Source organism: Nocardioidaceae bacterium (assembly GCA_018672315.1).
In the GTDB taxonomy this organism is placed as follows: Bacteria; Actinomycetota; Actinomycetes; order Propionibacteriales; family Nocardioidaceae; genus TYQ2.
Genome location: CP076053.1, coordinates 50057 through 68550, shown reverse-complemented (window position 1 = coordinate 68550; position 18494 = coordinate 50057). Strand labels below are relative to the sequence as shown.

The following is an 18494-nucleotide window of genomic DNA, read 5'->3' as shown; positions in this document are numbered from 1 at the left end:
GGCGTCGTCAGTGAGGGAGCCCGCATGCGTGTGCTCGGCATCGACCCCGGCCTCACCCGTCTCGGTCTCGGGGTGGTCGAGGGACAGACGGGCCGTGGCCTGCGCATGGTCGCGGTGGGGGTGGCGCGTACGCCCGCCGACCAGCCGCTGGAGCAGCGGCTGTGCCACCTCGACGCGGTCGTCGAGGAGTGGGTGCACCAGCACCGTCCCGACGTCGTCGCCGTCGAGCGCATGTTCGCCCAGCACAACGTCTCGACCGTCATCGGCACCGCCCAGGCCAGTGCTGTCGCGATGGTCGCCGCCGCGCGGCTCGGGATCCCCGTCGCCCTGCACACCCCCAGCGAGGTCAAGGCGGCCATCTCCGGCAACGGCCGGGCCGACAAGAAGCAGGTGACGGCGATGGTCACCCGACACCTGCGTCTGACCGAGGCGCCCAAGCCGGCGGATGCCGCCGACGCGCTCGCCCTCGCGATCACCCACGTCTGGCGCGGCTCGGCGCAGCACCGTCTGGAGCAGGCCGCACGGCGGGCGGCGGCGAGCACCGACCCCGCAACGAGGAGGCCCGCGTGATCAGCTCCGTCCGTGGCGAGGTGACGCACCTCGGCATCACCGACGCCGTCGTCGAGGTCGGCGGGGTCGGGCTCCGCCTGGCCTGCACGCCCGAGACCCTGGCCGGGCTGCGGCTCGGCCAGCAGGCGCGGCTCGCCGCGAGCCTGGTCGTCCGGGAGGACTCGATGACGCTCTTCGGCTTCGTCGACGACGACGAGCGCAGCGTCTTCGAGCTCGTGCAGACCGCGTCCGGCGTCGGCCCGAAGCTGGCCCAGGCGATGTTGGCGGTGCTGCGTCCCGACGACGTACGCCGGGCCGTGTCGACCGAGGACGTCAAGGCGCTCACCACCGTGCCCGGCATCGGACAGAAGGGCGCCCAACGCATCATCCTCGAGCTCAAGGACCGCATCGGGGCCCCGACGGCCGCAGCGCTGCCCGGACGAGCACCCGTTGCCCCGTCCGCCGCCGGCTGGCAGCCGCAGGTGCACGAGGCGCTGACGGGGCTGGGGTGGTCGGCGAAGGAGGCCGACAAGGCCGTCGAGCGTGTGGCCGAGGACCCCGCACAGACCGAGCTCGTCGACGCCGCCGACGTCGCGGGGCTCCTGCGTGCCGCGCTGCGCGGCTTGAGCAAGGCCTGAGGCGGCCATGAACGACCTGGGCGACCACCTGTCCGCGTACGAGGACGCCGAGCTCTCCGGGCGGCTCGTCGACGGCGCGGCGGGCGCCGGGGGAGACCTCGACGAGCAGGCCGTCGAGGCGGCGCTGCGGCCCAAGAGCCTCGACGAGGTCATCGGTCAGGAGCGCGTACGCGAGCAGCTGGGCCTCGTCCTCGACGCCGCCCGGGCACGCGGCCGTACGCCCGACCACGTGCTGCTCTCCGGCCCGCCGGGGCTCGGCAAGACGACACTGGCCATGATCATCGCCGGTGAGATGAGCGCGCCGCTGCGGCTGACGTCCGGTCCGGCGCTCACGCACGCCGGCGACCTCGCCGCGATCCTCTCGGGCCTGAACGAGGGCGACGTGCTCTTCGTCGACGAGATCCACCGCATGGCGCGCCCCGCCGAGGAGATGCTCTACCTCGCGATGGAGGACTTCCGCGTCGACGTCGTCATCGGCAAAGGGCCCGGTGCCACCGCGATCCCGCTCGAGCTGCCCCCCTTCACGCTCGTGGGCGCCACGACGCGAGCCGGCCTGCTGCCCAGTCCCCTGCGCGACCGCTTCGGGTTCACGGCCCACCTCGACTTCTACGCGCCGGCCGACCTCGAGCAGATCCTGCGCCGCTCGGCGGACCTGCTCGGTGTCGAGCTCACGGGCGAGGGGGCGGCCGAGATCGCCTCGCGCTCGCGCGGCACCCCGCGCATCGCCAACCGACTGCTGCGCCGTGTGCGCGACTACGCTCAGGTGCGCGCGGACGGTGTGGTGACGCCGACCGTCGCCCACGCCGCCCTGGAGCTGTACGAGGTCGACCAGCTCGGTCTCGACCGGCTCGACCGCGGGGTGCTCGATGCCCTGTGCCGTCGCTTCGGCGGGGGGCCGGTGGGCCTATCGACCCTCGCCGTGGCCGTGGGCGAGGAGCGTGAGACCGTCGAGGAGGTCGCCGAGCCGTTCCTCGTGCGCTCCGGTTTCCTGGCGCGTACGCCCCGGGGTCGTGTCGCCACACGCGCCGCGTGGGAGCACCTCGGTCTCCCGGCGCCGGCCGGGGGCGCGGAGGACGCGCCACGATTGCCGCTGGATGGGCTGGGGTAGAGGCTCCGGTTACGATTGGCGGCTGTTGCCCGATTGAGTGCGTGATCGACGAACAGGTTGCTCGTGGAATTCATCTTTCCCCTGCTCATCCTGGTCGTGTTCTGGCTCCTGGTCATCCGCCCGGCGCGCAAGCGCCAGGCTGATCTCCAGGCCACCCAGAACGCGGCCGGCGTGGGTACCCGCGTGATGCTCTCCTCCGGATTCTTCGGATCCGTGACCGAGGAGCGAGACGAGACCTTCATGGTCGAGATCGCCCCCGAGACCGTCGTCGAGGTCGCCAAGGGCGCCGTCGTACGCATCGTGGAGCCGGTCGTGCTCGACGCTGACTCCGCGACCATCGAGTCGCCCGAGCCCGGTCGCACGACCGACGACGAGCGCTGAGGCATGGCGAAGCTCAAGCGTTCGAAGAAGTCGAAGCCGCCTAAGCGCACCGCGGCCTCGCGCGTGGGCAAGAACGCGCCGCGCTACGGCCGACGGGTGCTGGTCTTCCTCGGCAGCCTCGCCCTCATCTTCGTGGCCATCGGCGCCAACGGAGTCTGGGCGCCGAGCCTGGGTCTCGACCTGCAGGGCGGCACACGCATCACGCTCGAGGCGCAGACCACCGACGGGGAGGCCGTCGACCCCGAGCAGCTGCAGGAGGCCGTCGCCATCATCGACGCCCGCGTGAACGGCTCGGGCGTGGCGGAGTCCGAGGTCGGCACCCAGGGCGACCGCAACATCGTCGTGGAGATCCCGGGCGAGAACCGCACCGACCTCGTCGAGGCGGTGCAGCAGACCGCCCAGCTGCGGTTCCGGCTCGTGGCGCAGCTGCCGACCGGCGAACCGGCCCAGCTCCCCGGTGTCGCCGCGCCGGCGCAGCAGCAGCCGCCGGTCGCTCCCGAGAGTGACCCGTCGGATGAGCCCTCGCCGACCGACGAGGCATCCCCCTCCGACGAGGCGTCGCCGCGAGGGCGCGCCCCCTTCGCGCAGCAGACCGACGAGACGCCCGCCCAGGGCAACGGTCAGGGAACGGGTCAGGGATCGGGTCAGGACGGAGGCCAGGGCTCCGGTCAGTCCGGTCAGGGAGGGGCCACCGACGGTGAGGACCCCGCGACCGAGCTGCCGCAGCCGGACGTCGCTCCGCAGCAGGACCTCTCCAGCCTCCCCGGCGCCCCGATCGACGAGCCCCTGGCCTGGCAGCAGAACCCGGGAGGGGAGTGGTTGCAGCAGTTCGCCGACTTCACCTGTCCCCGTGACGGGTCGATCCCCGACGTCAACGACAACCCGAACCAGCCGCTGGTCACCTGCGACGAGAACGGACTGAAGTACCTGCTGTCGGTCGCCGTCATCGAGGGCACCCAGCTCACGGACGCCTCGGCGGGCATCCCGCAGGGCCAGTTCAACTACACGGTCAACCTCTCCCTCAACGGCGAGGCCCGCGGTACCTTCGCCGACATCAGCCGTGCCATCGCCGGCACCGGTGAGCTCTTCGCCATCGTGCTCGACGGGCAGGTCATCTCCCCGCCCGAGATCAATACTCCGATCCTCGGCGGCAACGCCCAGATCACCGGTGACTTCACCGAGGCCGAGGCCGAGTCGCTCGCCAACTCGCTGCGCTACGGCGCGCTGCCGCTGAGCTTCACCGTGCCCGTCATCAGCGACGAAGGACCGACGCTCGCGGCCGGTCAGCTGCAGGCCGGTCTCATCGCCGGCGCGATCGGTCTGGCCCTGGTGATGATCTACTGCCTGGTCTACTACCGCGGTCTGGGCATGGTCGTCATCCTGTCGCTGCTGATCGCCGGTCTCGCGACGTACGCCGCGGTGATCTTCCTGTCGGAGACGGCGGGCTTCACCCTGACGCTGCCCGGCATCGCGGGCCTCATCGTCTCGGTGGGCATCACGGCCGACTCGTTCATCGTGTTCTTCGAACGAATACGAGACGAGATGCGTGAGGGCAAGTCCATGCGGGTCGCGGTCGAGGCCGGCTGGACGCGGGCCCGCAACACCTGCCTCGCCGCCGACGCGGTGTCGCTGCTGGCCGCCGTGGTGCTCTACATCTTCGCCATCGGCGTCGTGAAGGGCTTCGCGTTCGCGCTCGGCATCTCCACCCTGGTCGACCTGGTCGTGTTCTTCCTGTTCACCAAGCCGCTCGTCAGCTGGCTCGGTGGCTTCAAGTTCTTCAACCAGGGTCACAAGCTGTCCGGGCTCGACGCCGAGAACCTCGGCGTCGACGCCCTGCCCAAGGCGAAGGTCACCCCCCGTCGCCCTGCCACCGCTGGTGCTGGAGGTCGTTCCTGATGGGCAAGTTCTCCCGGCTGGGAAACAGCCTCTACGAGGGCACGGTCTCGATCGACTTCGTCGGTCGCGCGAAGCAGTGGTACGCCATCTCTGCCGTCATCTTCGTGGTCGCCATCGGCGCGCTCATCTTCAAGCCCCTCAACCTCGGCATCGAGTTCGAGGGCGGCGTGGAGTACCGCATCGCCGCGCCCGCGAACCAGGTCACCGACGACGGCGCGACGGAGCTGCGCGACGCGATCATCGACACCGGTATCGAGAACGCGTCGGACCCGCAGGTGAACACCTCGGGCACCGACACCCTCCGGGTGCAGGTGCAGCCCCTGACACCTGACGAGTCCGACCAGGTCGTCGCGGCGATCCAGGAGCAGACGGGCGTCCAGGCGCAGGCCATCAGCCAGGACCAGATCGGCGCCACGTGGGGCTCGCAGGTGCTCAACCGGGCCCTGACCGGCATGATCGTGTTCCTGATCGCGGTCAGCGTGTTCATCTGGTTCTACTTCCGCGAGTGGAAGATGTCGGTGGCCGCCCTGGTGGCCCTGGGCCACGACGTGCTCATCACCGTCGGCGTCTACGCGCTCAGCGGCTTCGAGGTCACCCCCGCCACGGTCACCGGTGTGCTGACGATCCTCGGCTTCTCGCTGTACGACACCGTCGTCGTCTTCGACAAGGTCAACGAGAACATCAAGATCGGCCGCAAACGCGGCTGGTCCTACCGCTACGCCGCGAACCTCGCCGTCAACCAGACCCTCGTACGCTCGGTCAACACCTCGGTGGTCGCGCTCCTGCCCATCGGCGCGATCCTCGGCATCGGCGTGTACGTGCTGGGCTCCGGCTCGCTGAAGGACCTCGCTCTGTCGCTGTTCGTCGGCATGGCAGCCGGCACGTACTCCTCGGTCTTCATCGCCACGCCGCTGCTGGTGCAGCTGAAGATGCGGGAGCCCGAGGTGGTCGACGCCGACCGCCGCCAGCTCTCCAAGCTGCAGCGGGCCGACCGCTACGCCGCGGTGCCGACGTACGCCGACAACATGCCGGTGCCCGAGGAGCGCGACGTCCGGGAGCTCGACGAGGACTTCGACGGCGACCAGCTCAACGAGTTCGCCGACCCCAACGCAGGCACTCCGGGTGGCGGCCGTCGCCCTGCCGGCGGTGTCATGCCGCGCGGTCAGACGCACGAGGAGCCGATGGGACGGGGACGGGTCCAGCCCGAGCGGCAGCGTCCGGTGCAGGACTCCGGGGCCGCGGGGCGCAACCAGCCCCGGCGCAGCACCCGCGAGAGCCGCAAGCGTGACGGCTGAGGAGCCCGGGGCGTACACGATCGAGGCCGCTCTCGACCTCATCCGTGACGTCCCGGACTTCCCCGAGCCCGGCATCGTCTTCAAGGACATCGCCCCGCTGCTCGCCCACCCCGCCGCCCTGGCGGCGGTCGTACGCGGCCTGGCCGCCGCCGGCCGCGACGAGCAGGGACTGACGGCGGTGACACACGTCGTCGGCGTCGAGTCACGAGGCTTCCTCTTCGGTGTGCCGGTGGCGCAGGCGCTCGACGTGGCCTTCGTGCCGGTCCGCAAGCCCGGCAAGCTCCCGGGCGAGGTGCACCGGGTCTCCTACGCCCTGGAGTACGGCGAGGAGGTGCTGGAGGTCCAGACCGATGCCCTCACCGCCGGTGACCGGGTGCTGGTCGTCGACGACGTGCTGGCCACTGGCGGCACGCTCGCCGCCTCGGTCGATCTGGTCGCCCGCTGCGGCGCCGAGGTCGCCGGCACGGTGGTGCTGCTGGAGCTCGGCTTCCTCGACGGCAGGGCCGCGCTGGGCGATGTCGGGCTGACCACGCTGAGGCGTGTGTAGTCACGGGTTCAACTGACTAGACTCGACAACGACGAGGAGGCCGGATGACCGAGGAGCGCACCGCACCGCCGTCCTCGCGCGCGCCACAGCGCGCCGCTGCGATCGAGACCGAGGCGTCAGGACGCATGGCACCCGCGGGCACCGCCGCCGCTCCGTCCGCGCGCCGCATGAGGGCTCGCCTCGCGCGCATCGCCACCCGGTCGGCCCCGGGCGGCAACCCGGTGCTCGACCCGGTGTTCCGCATCGTCCGCGCGCACCACCCCAAGGCCGACCTGGCCCTGCTGGAACGGGCGTACGAGGTCGCCGAGAGGCTGCACGACGGCCAGCGCCGCCGCAGCGGCGAGCCGTACATCACCCACCCGCTCGCGGTGACGACGATCCTCGCCGAGATCGGGATGACCGAGTCGACCCTGTGTGCCGCGCTGCTGCACGACACGGTCGAGGACACCGACTACACGCTCGACCAGCTGCGCGAGGACTTCGGGCCCGAGGTCGCGCTGCTCGTCGACGGCGTGACGAAGCTCGACAAGGTCAAGTACGGCGACTCCGCCCAGGCCGAGACGATCCGCAAGATGATCGTGGCGATGGCCCGGGACATCCGGGTGCTCGTCATCAAGCTCGCCGACCGGCTGCACAACATGCGCACGATCCGGTACGTCAAGCAGTCCACCCAGGAGCGCAAGGCGCGCGAGACGCTCGAGATCTTCGCCCCGCTGGCCCACCGCCTGGGCATGAACACCATCAAGTGGGAGCTGGAGGACCTGTCCTTCGGCACCCTGCACCCGAAGATCTACGACGAGATCGTGCGGCTGGTCGCCGAGCGCGCGCCGGCGCGCGACCAGTTCCTCTCCGAGGTCATCGCGAAGGTCGAGGCCGACCTCAAGACCTCCAAGATCACCGCGACCGTGACCGGCCGCCCCAAGCACTACTACTCGATCTACCAGAAGATGATCGTGCGGGGCATGGAGTTCTCCGACATCTACGACCTCGTCGGCATCCGCATCCTGGTCGAGGACGACCGCGACTGCTATGCCGCGCTCGGCGTGCTGCACAACCGGTGGAACCCGGTGCCGGGACGGTTCAAGGACTACGTCGCGATGCCGAAGTTCAACATGTACCAGTCGCTGCACACCACGGTCATCGGGCCGTCCGGCAAGGCCGTCGAGCTGCAGATCCGCACCTACGACATGCACCGCCGTGCGGAGTACGGCGTCGCCGCCCACTGGAAGTACAAGGAGAACGCCCGCAACGGCGTCGACACCTCCAAGCGGCTCGAGGGCGGCACGAAGACCGAGGACCTCTCCTGGATGCGTCACCTGCTCGACTGGCAGGCCGACATCGTCGACCCCAGCGAGTTCCTCGAGTCGTTGCGCTTCGAGGTCAACCGTGCCGAGGTGTACGTCTTCACCCCGAACGGCGACGTCGTGGCCCTGCCCACGGGTTCCACCCCGGTCGACTTCGCGTACGCCATCCACACCGAGGTCGGGCACCACACCGTCGGCGCCCGGGTCAACGGACGCCTCGTGTCGCTGGAGTCCACGCTCGACAACGGCGACACCGTCGAGATCTTCACGACGAAGTCGGACTCGGCCGGGCCCAGCCGCGACTGGCTGAACTTCGTCAAGTCACCGCGCGCCCGCAACAAGATCCGGCAGTGGCACTCGCGCGAACGCCGCGACGAGGCGATCGAGGCCGGCAAGGACGCGATCGCGAAGCTGATGCGCAAGGAGGGCCGCCCCCTCAAGCGGCTGCTCACCCACGAGTCGCTGACCGCCGTGGCCGCCGACCTGCGTCAGCCCGACGTGGAGTCCCTGTACGCCGCGGTCGGCGAGAAGCAGCTGGGTGCCCAGACCGTCGTACGCCGCGTGGTGGAGATGTTCGGTGGCGAGGCCGGCACGACCGAGGACCTCTCCGAGGCCGTGACGATCACCCCGGGCACCGGCTCGGTCAGCGGGCGCGTCGGTCAGGGCGGAGACGCCGGCGTCATCGTGCGCGGGGTCTCCGACGTGTGGGTGAAGCTCGCCAAGTGCTGCGCCCCGGTGCCCGGCGACGACATCCTCGGCTTCGTCACCAAGGGCGGGGGAGTGTCGGTGCACCGGGCCGACTGCACCAACGCCGCGGACCTGCGCGGCCAGCCCGAGCGGCTCCTCGACGTCGACTGGGCGCCCACGAGCTCCTCGGTGTTCCTGGTGAACATCTGCGTGGAGGCGCTGGACCGGTCCCGGCTGCTGTCCGACATCACCATGGCGTTGGCGGACAGCCACGTGAACATCCTCAGCGCCACGCTCACCACGGCGAAGGACCGCGTCGCGAAGTCGCGCTTCAGCTTCGAGATGGCCGACCCGAAGCACCTGGACACGGTGCTCAAGCAGGTCAGGGGTGTGCCAGGCGTCTTCGACGCCTACCGCATCACCGGGTGAGATGTTGCCGCTGGTTGAGGAGCCGAGCCTCGGTGGTTGAGGAGCCGAGGTACGAGGCGTCTCGAAACCATCGGCCTACCGAGGTCCGATCGGGCCGTCCGCCTGAACTCCGGACACCTGCCCCCGATCGCGACTGTGCGTACGCCGCATCGCGAGCCCGGGCAGGCCGGCGAAGTCGCCGGACATGAGCGCTTCGCGCTTCTTGCGCGACCAGCCTTGCACCTGCTTCTCGAAGGCGTATGCCTCGTCGATCCGCGAGAACTCGCACGACCAGGCCAGGCGCAGAGGTCGACGGCGCCGCGTGTACTCGGCGCCGAGCCCCTGCTGATGTTCGCTGAGGCGCCGCTCGAGATGACGGGTGCTGCCGACGTAGGAGGAGCCGTCAGCACACTCGAGGATGTAGGTCCATGCCATGGGCGGTAGTCGATCCCAGAACTGCTGCGGTGTCGAATGGCTGTCCACAGGCTTGAATGGTTTCGAGACGCCTTCGTTCCTCGGCTCCTCAACCACCGGGCGTCAGCTGTAGTCGTTCAATGCCTTCTGTGCCTCCGCCAACCACAGCTGCCGCGCCTGGATCGCCTCGGCCGCCTCGGCCGCGGCCTTGGCGTTGCCGGCCGCGTCTGCCTTCGCCTTCTTGCTCTCCAGGTCGGCGATGAGGGACTCCAGCTGCGTGACGGTCGCCTGAGCGCGGGCCGCGGCCTCGGGGTTGGTCCGCTTCCAGCGCGCGTCGTCCGCGTCGCGCACGGCCTTCTCCACCGCGCTCATGCGGCCCTCGAGCTCCTTGATGCGCGCCCGGGGCACCTTGCCGGCGGCGTCCCACCGCTCACCGATGTCGCGCAGGGACGCCTTCGCGGCGGCGAGGTCCTTCACCGGCAGCAGCGCCTCTGCCTCGACCAGCAGCTGCTCCTTGACCTCGGCGTTGCCGGCGAACTCCTTGTCGAGCTCGGCGTTCATCGCGTCGCGCGCGGCGAAGAAGTGGTCCTGGGCGACGCGGAAGTCGTTCCAGAGCGTGTCCTCGACGTCGCGGGGCGCCGGACCGGCGGCCTTCCAGTCGCGCATGAGGTCGCGGAAGCGACCCGAGGTGGGGCCCCAGTCGGTGGAGTCCTTCAGCTTCTCGGCCTCGGCGAGCAGGCGCTTCTTCACCACGGCCGCCTCGCCGCGCTTGGCGTCCATCTCGGCGTAGTGGGCCTTGCGCTTCTTGCCGAACGCGGACCGGGCGCCGGAGAACCGCTGCCACAGCGCGTCGTCGGTCGGCTTGTCGAGCCGCGCCTCGGCCTTCCACTGGGCCAGGAGGTCGCGCAGCCGGTTCATGCCGTTGCGCCAGTCCGAGCCCTCGGCGACCTTCTCGGCCGCGGCGACGATCTTCTCCTTGTTCTTCAGGGCGACGGCGCGCGCCTTCTCGCGCTCGGCCCTGCGCTCCTCGCGGGCCGCCGCGACGAGCTCGTCCATCGCGGCGATGCGTGTGAGCAGCCCGTCGAGGTCACCCACGGCGGCGGCGCCGTCGACGTCCTCGCGCAGTCGGGCCGCGGTCTTGGAGGCCTCGTCGGGCTTCACCGCACCGGTGCGCAGCCGCTGCTCGAGCAGCTCGACCTGGCCCTCGAGGGCCTCGAACCGGCGTACGTAGAAGGCGAGGGCGGCGTCCGGGGAGTCCGCGGCGTACTGGCCCACCTCCCTCTCCCCGTCGCCGTCACGGACGAAGACGGTGCCGTCCTCGGTCACCCGGCCGAACGTCGCGGCCTCCGAGCGCCCGGCGGCGACGTCCTCGGCGGTGGTGCCCTCCGGGGCCGCTGAGGGCGGCGCGGGACGCGGCGGCGCCGACGGGGCGCGTACGGCTCGCGCGACCGCACCCGGGCCCGGCGTCGGGGTGGGGCGCGGCCGAGGCGCAGCAGGAGGCGGTGTCGGCGCCTGCTCGGCGGTCTCGGCGGTCTCGTCGGCGGGGGCGTCGGGCTGCTCCTGCGGGATGTCCGTGCTCACGGTCGCTCACTCTAACTGCGAGGTCAGGGGCTAGGGTGACTCGCGGCGTCGGATCCCTCGCATGCCGGCTGCACGCCGTCGCGGCCTCGCGGTCGACGCCTCGCTCATCCTCGACCCGCCGCTTCGGAGGCTGCCGTGCTCCTCGCAGGATTCCCCGCCGGCCCGTGGGGCACCAACTGCTACGTCGCTGCGACCGGTCCGGGCGCCGAGTGCGTCGTCATCGACCCCGGCTACCAGGCCACCGACGGTGTCGCCCAGGTCGTCCGCGAGCACAACCTCAAGCCCGTGCACGTGCTCCTCACCCACGGTCACCTCGACCACATGTGGACCGTCGCACCGGTCTCCGGGGCGTACGACGCCACCGCCTGGGTGCACCCCGAGGACCGTCACCTGCTGACGAACCCCGAGACGGGCATGAGCGCGGACATGAACCGGATGCTCCCGAACCTCTTGGGTGACGAGAAGGCGGAGTGGAAGGAGCCCGACGAGGTGCGCGAGCTGACCGACGGTCTCGCCGTCGAGCTCGCGGGCATCGAGTTCACCATCGACCACGCGCCGGGCCACACGCGCGGCTCGGTGGCCTTCCGGGTCCCGTACGCCGAGCAGGACGTCTCCCAGGTGATGTTCTCCGGCGACCTGCTCTTCGAGGGCTCCATCGGCCGCACCGACCTCCCCGGGGGTGACCACCCCACGATGCTGCAGTCGCTGCGGGAGAAGGTGCTGACCCTGCCCGACGACATCGTCGTGCTGCCCGGCCACGGCAACCAGACCAGCATCGGTCGCGAACGCGCGACGAACCCCTACCTGCGCCAGCTGATCGACGACGCGGGCGAGCCCCGGCAGGTCCGCCGCGGCCTCTGAGGAGCACCCATGACCACCAAGCCCAGGCCGATCGCGGCGCCCAAGGGCGTGCCGGAGTACCTGCCGCCGGACTCCGCGCGCTTCACCGCCGTCCACGAGGCCCTCTCACGGCCGGCCCGTCTCGCGGGCTACGGCCACGTCGAGCTGCCCGTCTTCGAGGACACCGCTCTCTACGTGCGCGGGGTGGGGGAGTCCACCGACGTGGTGTCGAAGGAGATGTACACCTTCACCGACCGCGGCGACCGGTCCCTGACCCTGCGGCCCGAAGGCACGGCCGGGGTGATGCGGTCGGTCATCGAGCACGGCCTCGACCGTGGGCAGCTGCCGGTGAAGCTGTCGTACGCGGGCCCGTTCTTCCGGGCCGAGAGGCCCCAGCACGGCCGGTACCGCCAGCTCCAGCAGTTCGGTGTCGAGGCGATCGGTTCCGACGACCCGGCGCTGGACGCCGAGGTCGTGGCGCTGGCCGACGACGGCTTCCGGGCGCTCGGGCTGACCGGCTACCGCCTCGAGCTGACCTCGCTGGGCTGCGGCTCCTGCCGGCCGGGCTACCGGGAGCGGCTGATCGAGTTCCTCGCCGGGCTCGACCTCGACGAGGCGACCCAGGAGCGGGCACGGCTGAACCCGCTGCGGGTGCTCGACGACAAGCGTCCCGAGGTGCGTGCGCAGCTCGACGACGCGCCGCTGATGCTCGACCACCTCTGCGAGGACTGCGCGGCGCACTTCGCCCGGGTGCGTGAGCACCTCGCCGACCTCGAGGTGGCCTACGAGGTCAACGCCCGCATGGTGCGAGGCCTCGACTACTACACGCGCACCACCTTCGAGTTCGTGCACGACGGCCTCGGCGCCCAGTCCGGCATCGGCGGCGGCGGCCGGTACGACGGGCTGATGGAGAGTCTCGGCGGCCAGTCGCTGTCAGGCATCGGCTTCGGCCTCGGCGTCGACCGCACCCTGCTGGCCTGCGAGGCCGAGGGCCTGACCCCGGGGCCCGGCCGCCCCCTCGACGTCTACGTCGTGCCCATCGGGGACACCGCCGTGATCTCGCGCCCCGCCGCGGGGCTCGCGTCACGCCTGCGGCGCGCGGGCGTACGCACCGACATGAGCTTCGGCGGCCGCGGCCTGAAGGGCGCCATGAAGGCAGCCGACCGCTCGGGCGCCGCGTACGCCGTCGTGCTCGGCGAGCGCGACCTCGACCAGGGTCTCGCGCAGCTCAAGACGCTCGGCACCGGCGAGCAGGTCGCGGTGCCGCTCACCGACATCGTCACCACCCTGACCACCCTGATCGAGGAGAACCCGTGATCCGCACCCACGACGCCGGCGCCCTGCGCGCCGACCACGTCGGCCAGACCGTCACCCTCGCCGGATGGGTCGCGCGCCGCCGCGACCACGGCGGCGTGGCCTTCATCGACCTGCGCGAGGCCTCCGGCGTGGTGCAGGTCGTGGTGCGCGACGAGGAGGTGGCCAACCGGCTCCGCAACGAGTTCTGCCTCAAGGTCGTCGGTGAGGTCTCCGCACGCCCCGAGGGCAACGCCAACGACGCCATCCCGACAGGGGAGATCGAGGTGATCGCCACCGAGGTGGAGGTGCTCTCGACCGCCGCGCCGCTGCCCTTCCCCATCGACGAGCACGTCGAGGTCGGCGAGGAGACGCGCCTGGCGCACCGCTACCTGGACCTGCGACGCCCCGCTCCGGCTGCGGCGATCCGGCTGCGTTCGCGGGTCAACGCCGCCGCGCGCCGCGTGCTCGGCGACGCCGACTTCGTCGAGGTCGAGACCCCCACCCTGACGCGCTCGACGCCCGAGGGCGCCCGCGACTTCCTGGTGCCCGCGCGGCTGCGCCCCGGCAGCTGGTACGCCCTGCCGCAGAGCCCCCAGCTGTTCAAGCAGCTGCTGATGGTCGGTGGGCTCGAGCGGTACTACCAGATCGCGCGCTGCTACCGCGACGAGGACTTCCGCGCCGACCGGCAACCCGAGTTCACCCAGCTCGACATCGAGATGAGCTTCGTGGAGCAGGACGACGTCATCGAGCTGGCCGAGCGGCTGCTCCGCGAGGTCTGGGCGCTCATCGACGTCGAGGTGCCGACCCCGCTGCCTCGCATGACGTACGCCGAGGCGATGCGCCGCTACGGCTCGGACAAGCCCGACCTGCGGTGCCCGATCGAGCTCGTGGAGTGCACCGACTACTTCGCCGACACCCCGTTCCGGGTGTTCCAGGCCGAGTACGTCGGCGCCGTCGTCATGCCCGGGGGAGCCGACCAGCCCCGCCGCCAGCTGGACGCCTGGCAGGAGTGGGCCAAGCAGCGCGGCGCCCGCGGCCTGGCGTACGTGCTCGTCGGCGAGGACGGCACGCTCGGTGGCCCGGTCGCCAAGAACCTCTCGGACGCCGAGCGCGAGGGCCTCGCAGCCCACGTCGGCGCGCAGCCGGGCGACTGCGTGTTCTTCGGGGCGGGTGCCACGAAGTCCTCCCGGGCGCTCCTGGGTGCCGCGCGCATGGAGATCGGTCGCCGGGTCGGTCTCGTCGACGAGGACGCCTGGAGCTTCCTGTGGGTGGTGGACGCGCCGATGTTCGAGCCTGCAGGTGACGCGGTCGCCGCGGGTGACGTGGCGGTCGGCGACGGCGCCTGGACGGCCGTGCACCACGCCTTCACCTCGCCGAAGGAGGAGTTCACGGACACCTTCGACACCGACCCCGGCTCGGCGCTGGCGTACGCCTACGACGTGGTCTGCAACGGGAACGAGATCGGTGGCGGGTCGATCCGTATCCACCGCCAGGACGTGCAGGAGCGCGTCTTCGGCGTGATGGGTCTCGACGAGGCGGAGGCGGCCGAGAAGTTCGGGTTCCTGCTCGAGGCCTTCAAGTACGGCGCCCCGCCGCACGGCGGGATCGCGTTCGGGTGGGACCGGATCTGTGCCCTGCTGAGCGGCACGGACTCGATCCGCGAGGTCATCGCCTTCCCCAAGACCGGTGGGGGCTACGACCCGCTCACCGCAGCGCCCGCGCCGATCACGGCCGCGCAGCGCAAGGAGGCGGGCGTGGACGCGAAGCCGGCCACGCCGACGGGAGAGCCGAGCGAGACCGCGCCCGCGGCCGCTCCCCCCGTGTCCTGAGGAGCTCACGTGCAACCGGTCTGTACAGGTTCGGCAGGATTTGTCCGGTCTCCGACCAAAGACTCTTTCACGCCGTAACTTTGATCGCAGATTGGTAACGATCGTCAACCATCGCCCTCGGTGAATTCCCCATGAAACGTCGGCGACCTAGGTTCTCTCCGTCCCGTGTCCGGCATACCTGAGCCGGGCCTCGTACGAGGTGGTCGTGACGCACGACGGCCGTAGAAGGAGAACCGTGATCCAGAAGAAGTTCCTCGCCGCAAGCGCCGTGGCCACCCTCGCCCTGTCGCTGGCCGCGTGCTCCGCACCCGAGACGAGCGACAACCCCAGCTCGGGCGACAACAGCGACGGAGGCGGCGCATCCACCGGCGGCAGCGTCAACGTCGGCTGGAACCAGCCGTTCTACTCCTACAACGAGGCGACCTCCGACGGCAACGCCTCGGCCAACGCGGTCATCAAGACCATGGTCGTGCGTGGCTTCAACTACTACAACGAAGACCTCGAGCTCGTGAAGGACGAGAGCTTCGGCACCTACGAGCAGGTCTCCGAGGACCCGCTGACCGTCAAGTGGACGATCAACGACGACGTCAACTGGTCCGACGGCACCCCCGTCGACGCCGCCGACATGATGCTCTGGTGGGCCGCCGGCTCCGGCAACGTCAACACCAAGGACTCCGTCGAGGGCGACAACGGTGTCTACTTCGACACCTCCTCGGCCGGTCTCCCGTTCATCACCGAGATCCCCGAGATCGGTGACGACGGCAAGTCCATCACCGTCACCTACGACGAGCCCTTCGCCGACTGGGAGCTCGACTTCGGTCTGGGCTCGATGACCGTGCCGGCGCACGCCACCGTGCAGCAGGCCCTCGACATCGCCGACCCGCAGGAGGCCAAGGACACGCTGATCTCGGCGATCCAGGAGGGCAACAACAACCAGCTCGCCCAGATCGCGAACTTCTGGAACGACGGCTACGACTTCAAGCAGCTCCCCGACGACGAGTCGCTCTACCTCTCCAACGGTCCGTACGTGCTGACCGACATGCAGGAGAACCAGTTCGCGACCCTGGAGAAGAACCCGGAGTACACGGGCGAGCTCGAGGGCAACCTTGACCAGATCACGGTGATCTGGAACGAGGACCCGAACTCCCAGCTGCAGCAGCTGCAGAACGGCGAGATCGACGCGATGCAGCCGCAGGTCACCTCCGACCTGATCCAGGCGGCCGAGGGCAGCGGCAACATCGAGGTCACCACGGCCGAGGAGGCCGCGTACGAGCACTTCGACCTCGTCTACGACAACGGCGGCCCGTTCGACCCGGCCGCGTACGGCGGCGACGAGGAGACCGCGCAGCTGGTGCGCGAGGCCTTCATGGCGGCCTTCCCGCGCCAGGAGATCGTCGAGAAGCTGATCCAGCCAGTCGACCCCGAGGCCGTCGTGCGCGACTCCTTCACCAAGATCCCGGGTGCCCCGGGCTACGACGAGGTGGCCGCCAACAACGGCACCGACGCCTACGCCCAGGCCGACCCCGAGCGCGCCCAGCAGCTGCTCGAGCAGGCCGGGGTGGACACCCCGATCGACGTGCGCATGATGTACGCCGCCGACAACGAGCGCCGCAGCCAGCTGTTCCAGATCGTGCAGCCGCGCATGGCCGAGGTCGGCTTCAACCTCATCGACCGCAAGAACATCGACTGGGGCTCCAAGCTCGGCGACGGCACCTACGACTCGGTGTTCTTCGCCTGGGCCTCGACCTCGACCGCGGTCACTGAGTCGAGCGAGACCTACCGCACCGGGGGTCTCAACAACCTCAACGGCTACTCCAACGAGACCGTCGACGAGGCCTACCAGCAGCTGGCGGTCAGCCAGGACGAGGCCGAGCAGGACGAGCTGCTGACGACCATCGAGTCCGAGCTGGTCGACGACGCGTACGGCCTGACGCTGTTCCAGTTCCCCAGCGCCACGTTCGTCAACACCGACCGCATCGACGGCATCGAGACGATCGCCATCAGCCCGACGATGTTCTACGGGTTCTGGGACTGGTCGATCCCCTCGAACTGATCTCGTCGTCGCACCACCTCTCCTGACCGGGGGGTAGGCAGGGGGGTGCTGCCGCCGTACGCGCGTACGGTGGTGGCACCCCCCTCCCGGTGGTGTCCCGTCCCTGCTCCCTGGAGGTCCGACCCGCGATGGTCACCTACCTGACACGACGCCTGCTCTCCTCGGCGCTCGTCGTCGCCGTCTCCACCTTCTTGATGTACGTGCTGGTCGACCTGGCCATCGATCCTCTCGAGGACCTGCGGATCTCCACCGCACCCAACCGGGACCAGCTGATCGCCAACCGCATCGCACGACTGAACCTCGACGACCCCGTCGTCGTGCGCTACCTCGACTGGGCGCAGGGCGCCGGCGGCTGCCTCGTCGGCCAGTGCGACCTCGGCATCAACTTCAGGACCAACCAGGAGGTGACCTCGCTCATCGCCGGCGCGATCGGCACCACGATGCTGCTGGTCACGGCCTCGGCGATCCTCGCGATCTTCCTCGGTGTCGCCGTCGGCATCGTCTCCGCGCTGCGGCAGTACTCGGGCTTCGACTACTCCTCGACCTTCGTGTCGTTCCTCTTCTACTCGCTGCCCGTCTTCTGGGTCGCGGTGCTGGCCAAAGAGTTCCTGGCCATCCAGTTCAACGACTTCCTGGCCGACCCGACCATCGGCGTGCTGTTCATCGTCATCGCCTCGGCACTCGTCGGGCTGGCCGTCTCGGCCGGCGTCGGGGGAGACCGCCGGCGCCGGCTCATCACCTTCGGCGCCTCGGCCGCGATCATCGCCGCGCTGCTCGTCTACATCGACGTCGCGGACTTCCTCGTCACGCCGTCGCTCGGGCTGCCCGGGGTCGCGCTCGGATCGCTCGGCGCCGCCGTCGGTATCACGGCGCTGAGCACCGGGTTGCGCAACCGGCGGGCGCTGTACGCCGCCCTCACCGTCGCGGGCATCGGCATCGCGCTGTGGTACCCGATGTTCTTCGTCTGGGCCGCGCTCGAGGAGACGATCTGGCGGGTGCTGGGTCTCGGCGTCGTCGCCGTGCTCGTCGGCATCGCCGTCGGGTTCGCCTGGGGCGGCCCCGACAAGGGAGCCTCGGCCCGCACCGCGGCGATCACGGCGCTCCCGGTGGCCACCCTCCTGTTCCTCGACCGGGTGCTGCGTTCGTGGCCCGACTACGTCGACGAGCTGCGCGGGCGTCCGATCGCGACGACCTCACGATCGACGCCGAACCTCGACGGCGACTTCTGGATCACCTCCATCGACACCTTCACCCACCTGCTGCTGCCCTCGATCACGCTGTTGCTGATCAGCTTCGCCGGCTACACGCGCTACAGCCGGGCCTCGATGCTCGAGACGATGAACGCCGACTACATCCGCACCGCGCGGGCGAAGGGCCTCAATGAGCGCACGGTGGTGATGCGGCACGCGTTCCGCAACGCGCTGCTGCCGCTCGCCTCGGTCGTGCCGGTCGACATCATCACGCTCGCAGGCGGCGCCGTCATCACCGAGTCGATCTTCAGCTGGTTCGGCATGGGCAAGCTGTTCGTCGACTCGCTCAACGAGAACATCATCGACCCGGTGATGGCCTTCATCCTCGTCGTCGGCATCCTCGCGGTCGTGGCGAACTTCGTCGCCGACCTCGCGTACGCCGTGCTCGACCCCCGCATCCGAGTGAGCTGAGGCGACC

General features: G+C 70.3%; 15 protein-coding genes. 13 read left to right on the top strand and 2 right to left on the bottom strand.

Annotated elements, in window-relative coordinates; genetic code table 11:
* Window positions 1-24: 24 nt before the first annotated feature.
* From ruvC to KLP28_00285, 8 genes are all read left to right on the top strand, one after another.
* On the top strand, window positions 25-570 hold the full coding sequence (gene ruvC / locus KLP28_00320; GenBank protein ID QWC85277.1) for a crossover junction endodeoxyribonuclease RuvC: 546 nt from the start codon (window positions 25-27) through the stop codon (window positions 568-570).
* The gene (gene ruvA / locus KLP28_00315) at window positions 567-1187 is read left to right on the top strand and encodes a Holliday junction branch migration protein RuvA (protein ID QWC85276.1); all 621 of its coding nucleotides are present in this window, start codon (window positions 567-569) and stop codon (window positions 1185-1187) included. Before ruvC ends, ruvA begins: the two co-directional genes overlap by 4 nt.
* 7 nt (window positions 1188-1194) lie before the next feature.
* On the top strand, window positions 1195-2295 hold the full coding sequence (gene ruvB / locus KLP28_00310; GenBank protein ID QWC85275.1) for a Holliday junction branch migration DNA helicase RuvB: 1101 nt from the start codon (window positions 1195-1197) through the stop codon (window positions 2293-2295).
* 63 nt (window positions 2296-2358) lie between these two features.
* Window positions 2359-2676, top strand: a complete 318-nt coding sequence (yajC, locus tag KLP28_00305; GenBank protein ID QWC85274.1) for a preprotein translocase subunit YajC — start codon at window positions 2359-2361, stop codon at window positions 2674-2676.
* A 63-nt stretch (window positions 2677-2739) separates the two neighbouring features.
* Window positions 2740-4572, top strand: a complete 1833-nt coding sequence (gene secD, locus KLP28_00300) for a protein translocase subunit SecD (protein QWC86705.1) — start codon at window positions 2740-2742, stop codon at window positions 4570-4572.
* Window positions 4572-5867: a protein translocase subunit SecF gene (gene secF / locus KLP28_00295; protein QWC85273.1), complete on the top strand. Its 1296-nt coding sequence runs from the start codon at window positions 4572-4574 to the stop codon at window positions 5865-5867. Before secD ends, secF begins: the two co-directional genes overlap by 1 nt.
* Window positions 5868-5886: 19 nt before the next feature.
* Complete coding sequence (locus KLP28_00290) at window positions 5887-6414, top strand: adenine phosphoribosyltransferase (protein ID QWC86704.1); 528 nt, start codon at window positions 5887-5889, stop codon at window positions 6412-6414.
* Between the two features lie 167 nt (window positions 6415-6581).
* A complete protein-coding gene (locus KLP28_00285; protein QWC86703.1) occupies window positions 6582-8834 on the top strand; it encodes a bifunctional (p)ppGpp synthetase/guanosine-3',5'-bis(diphosphate) 3'-pyrophosphohydrolase in 2253 nt (750 codons plus the stop codon).
* A gap of 75 nt (window positions 8835-8909) precedes the next feature.
* Here the strand turns inward: KLP28_00285 and KLP28_00280 are convergent, their stop codons facing one another.
* Together KLP28_00280 and KLP28_00275 are read right to left on the bottom strand one after the other, a co-directional pair.
* The gene (locus tag KLP28_00280; protein ID QWC85272.1) at window positions 8910-9248 is read right to left on the bottom strand and encodes a GIY-YIG nuclease family protein; all 339 of its coding nucleotides are present in this window, start codon (window positions 9246-9248) and stop codon (window positions 8910-8912) included.
* 102 nt (window positions 9249-9350) lie between these two features.
* Window positions 9351-10553, bottom strand: a complete 1203-nt coding sequence (locus KLP28_00275) for a DUF349 domain-containing protein (protein ID QWC86702.1) — start codon at window positions 10551-10553, stop codon at window positions 9351-9353.
* A gap of 390 nt (window positions 10554-10943) precedes the next feature.
* Here KLP28_00275 and KLP28_00270 point away from each other — a divergent pair, with 390 nt between their 5' ends.
* The 5 genes from KLP28_00270 to KLP28_00250 all read left to right on the top strand — a co-directional run bounded on the left by KLP28_00270 (window position 10944) and on the right by KLP28_00250 (window position 18487).
* Complete coding sequence (locus tag KLP28_00270; GenBank protein ID QWC85271.1) at window positions 10944-11669, top strand: MBL fold metallo-hydrolase; 726 nt, start codon at window positions 10944-10946, stop codon at window positions 11667-11669.
* A 9-nt stretch (window positions 11670-11678) separates the two neighbouring features.
* Window positions 11679-12965, top strand: coding sequence for a histidine--tRNA ligase (hisS, locus tag KLP28_00265; GenBank protein QWC85270.1), 1287 nt, complete (start codon window positions 11679-11681; stop codon window positions 12963-12965).
* Window positions 12962-14773 carry an aspartate--tRNA ligase gene (gene aspS / locus KLP28_00260; GenBank protein QWC85269.1) on the top strand — a complete coding sequence of 604 codons (1812 nt, stop codon included), beginning with the start codon at window positions 12962-12964 and terminating at the stop codon, window positions 14771-14773. Before hisS ends, aspS begins: the two co-directional genes overlap by 4 nt.
* A 235-nt stretch (window positions 14774-15008) precedes the next feature.
* Entirely contained in the window at window positions 15009-16826 is a 1818-nt protein-coding gene (locus tag KLP28_00255) for an ABC transporter family substrate-binding protein (protein ID QWC85268.1), read from the top strand.
* A gap of 89 nt (window positions 16827-16915) precedes the next feature.
* The gene (locus tag KLP28_00250; GenBank protein ID QWC85267.1) at window positions 16916-18487 is read left to right on the top strand and encodes an ABC transporter permease; all 1572 of its coding nucleotides are present in this window, start codon (window positions 16916-16918) and stop codon (window positions 18485-18487) included.
* The last annotated feature ends 7 nt before the right edge of the window (window positions 18488-18494 follow it).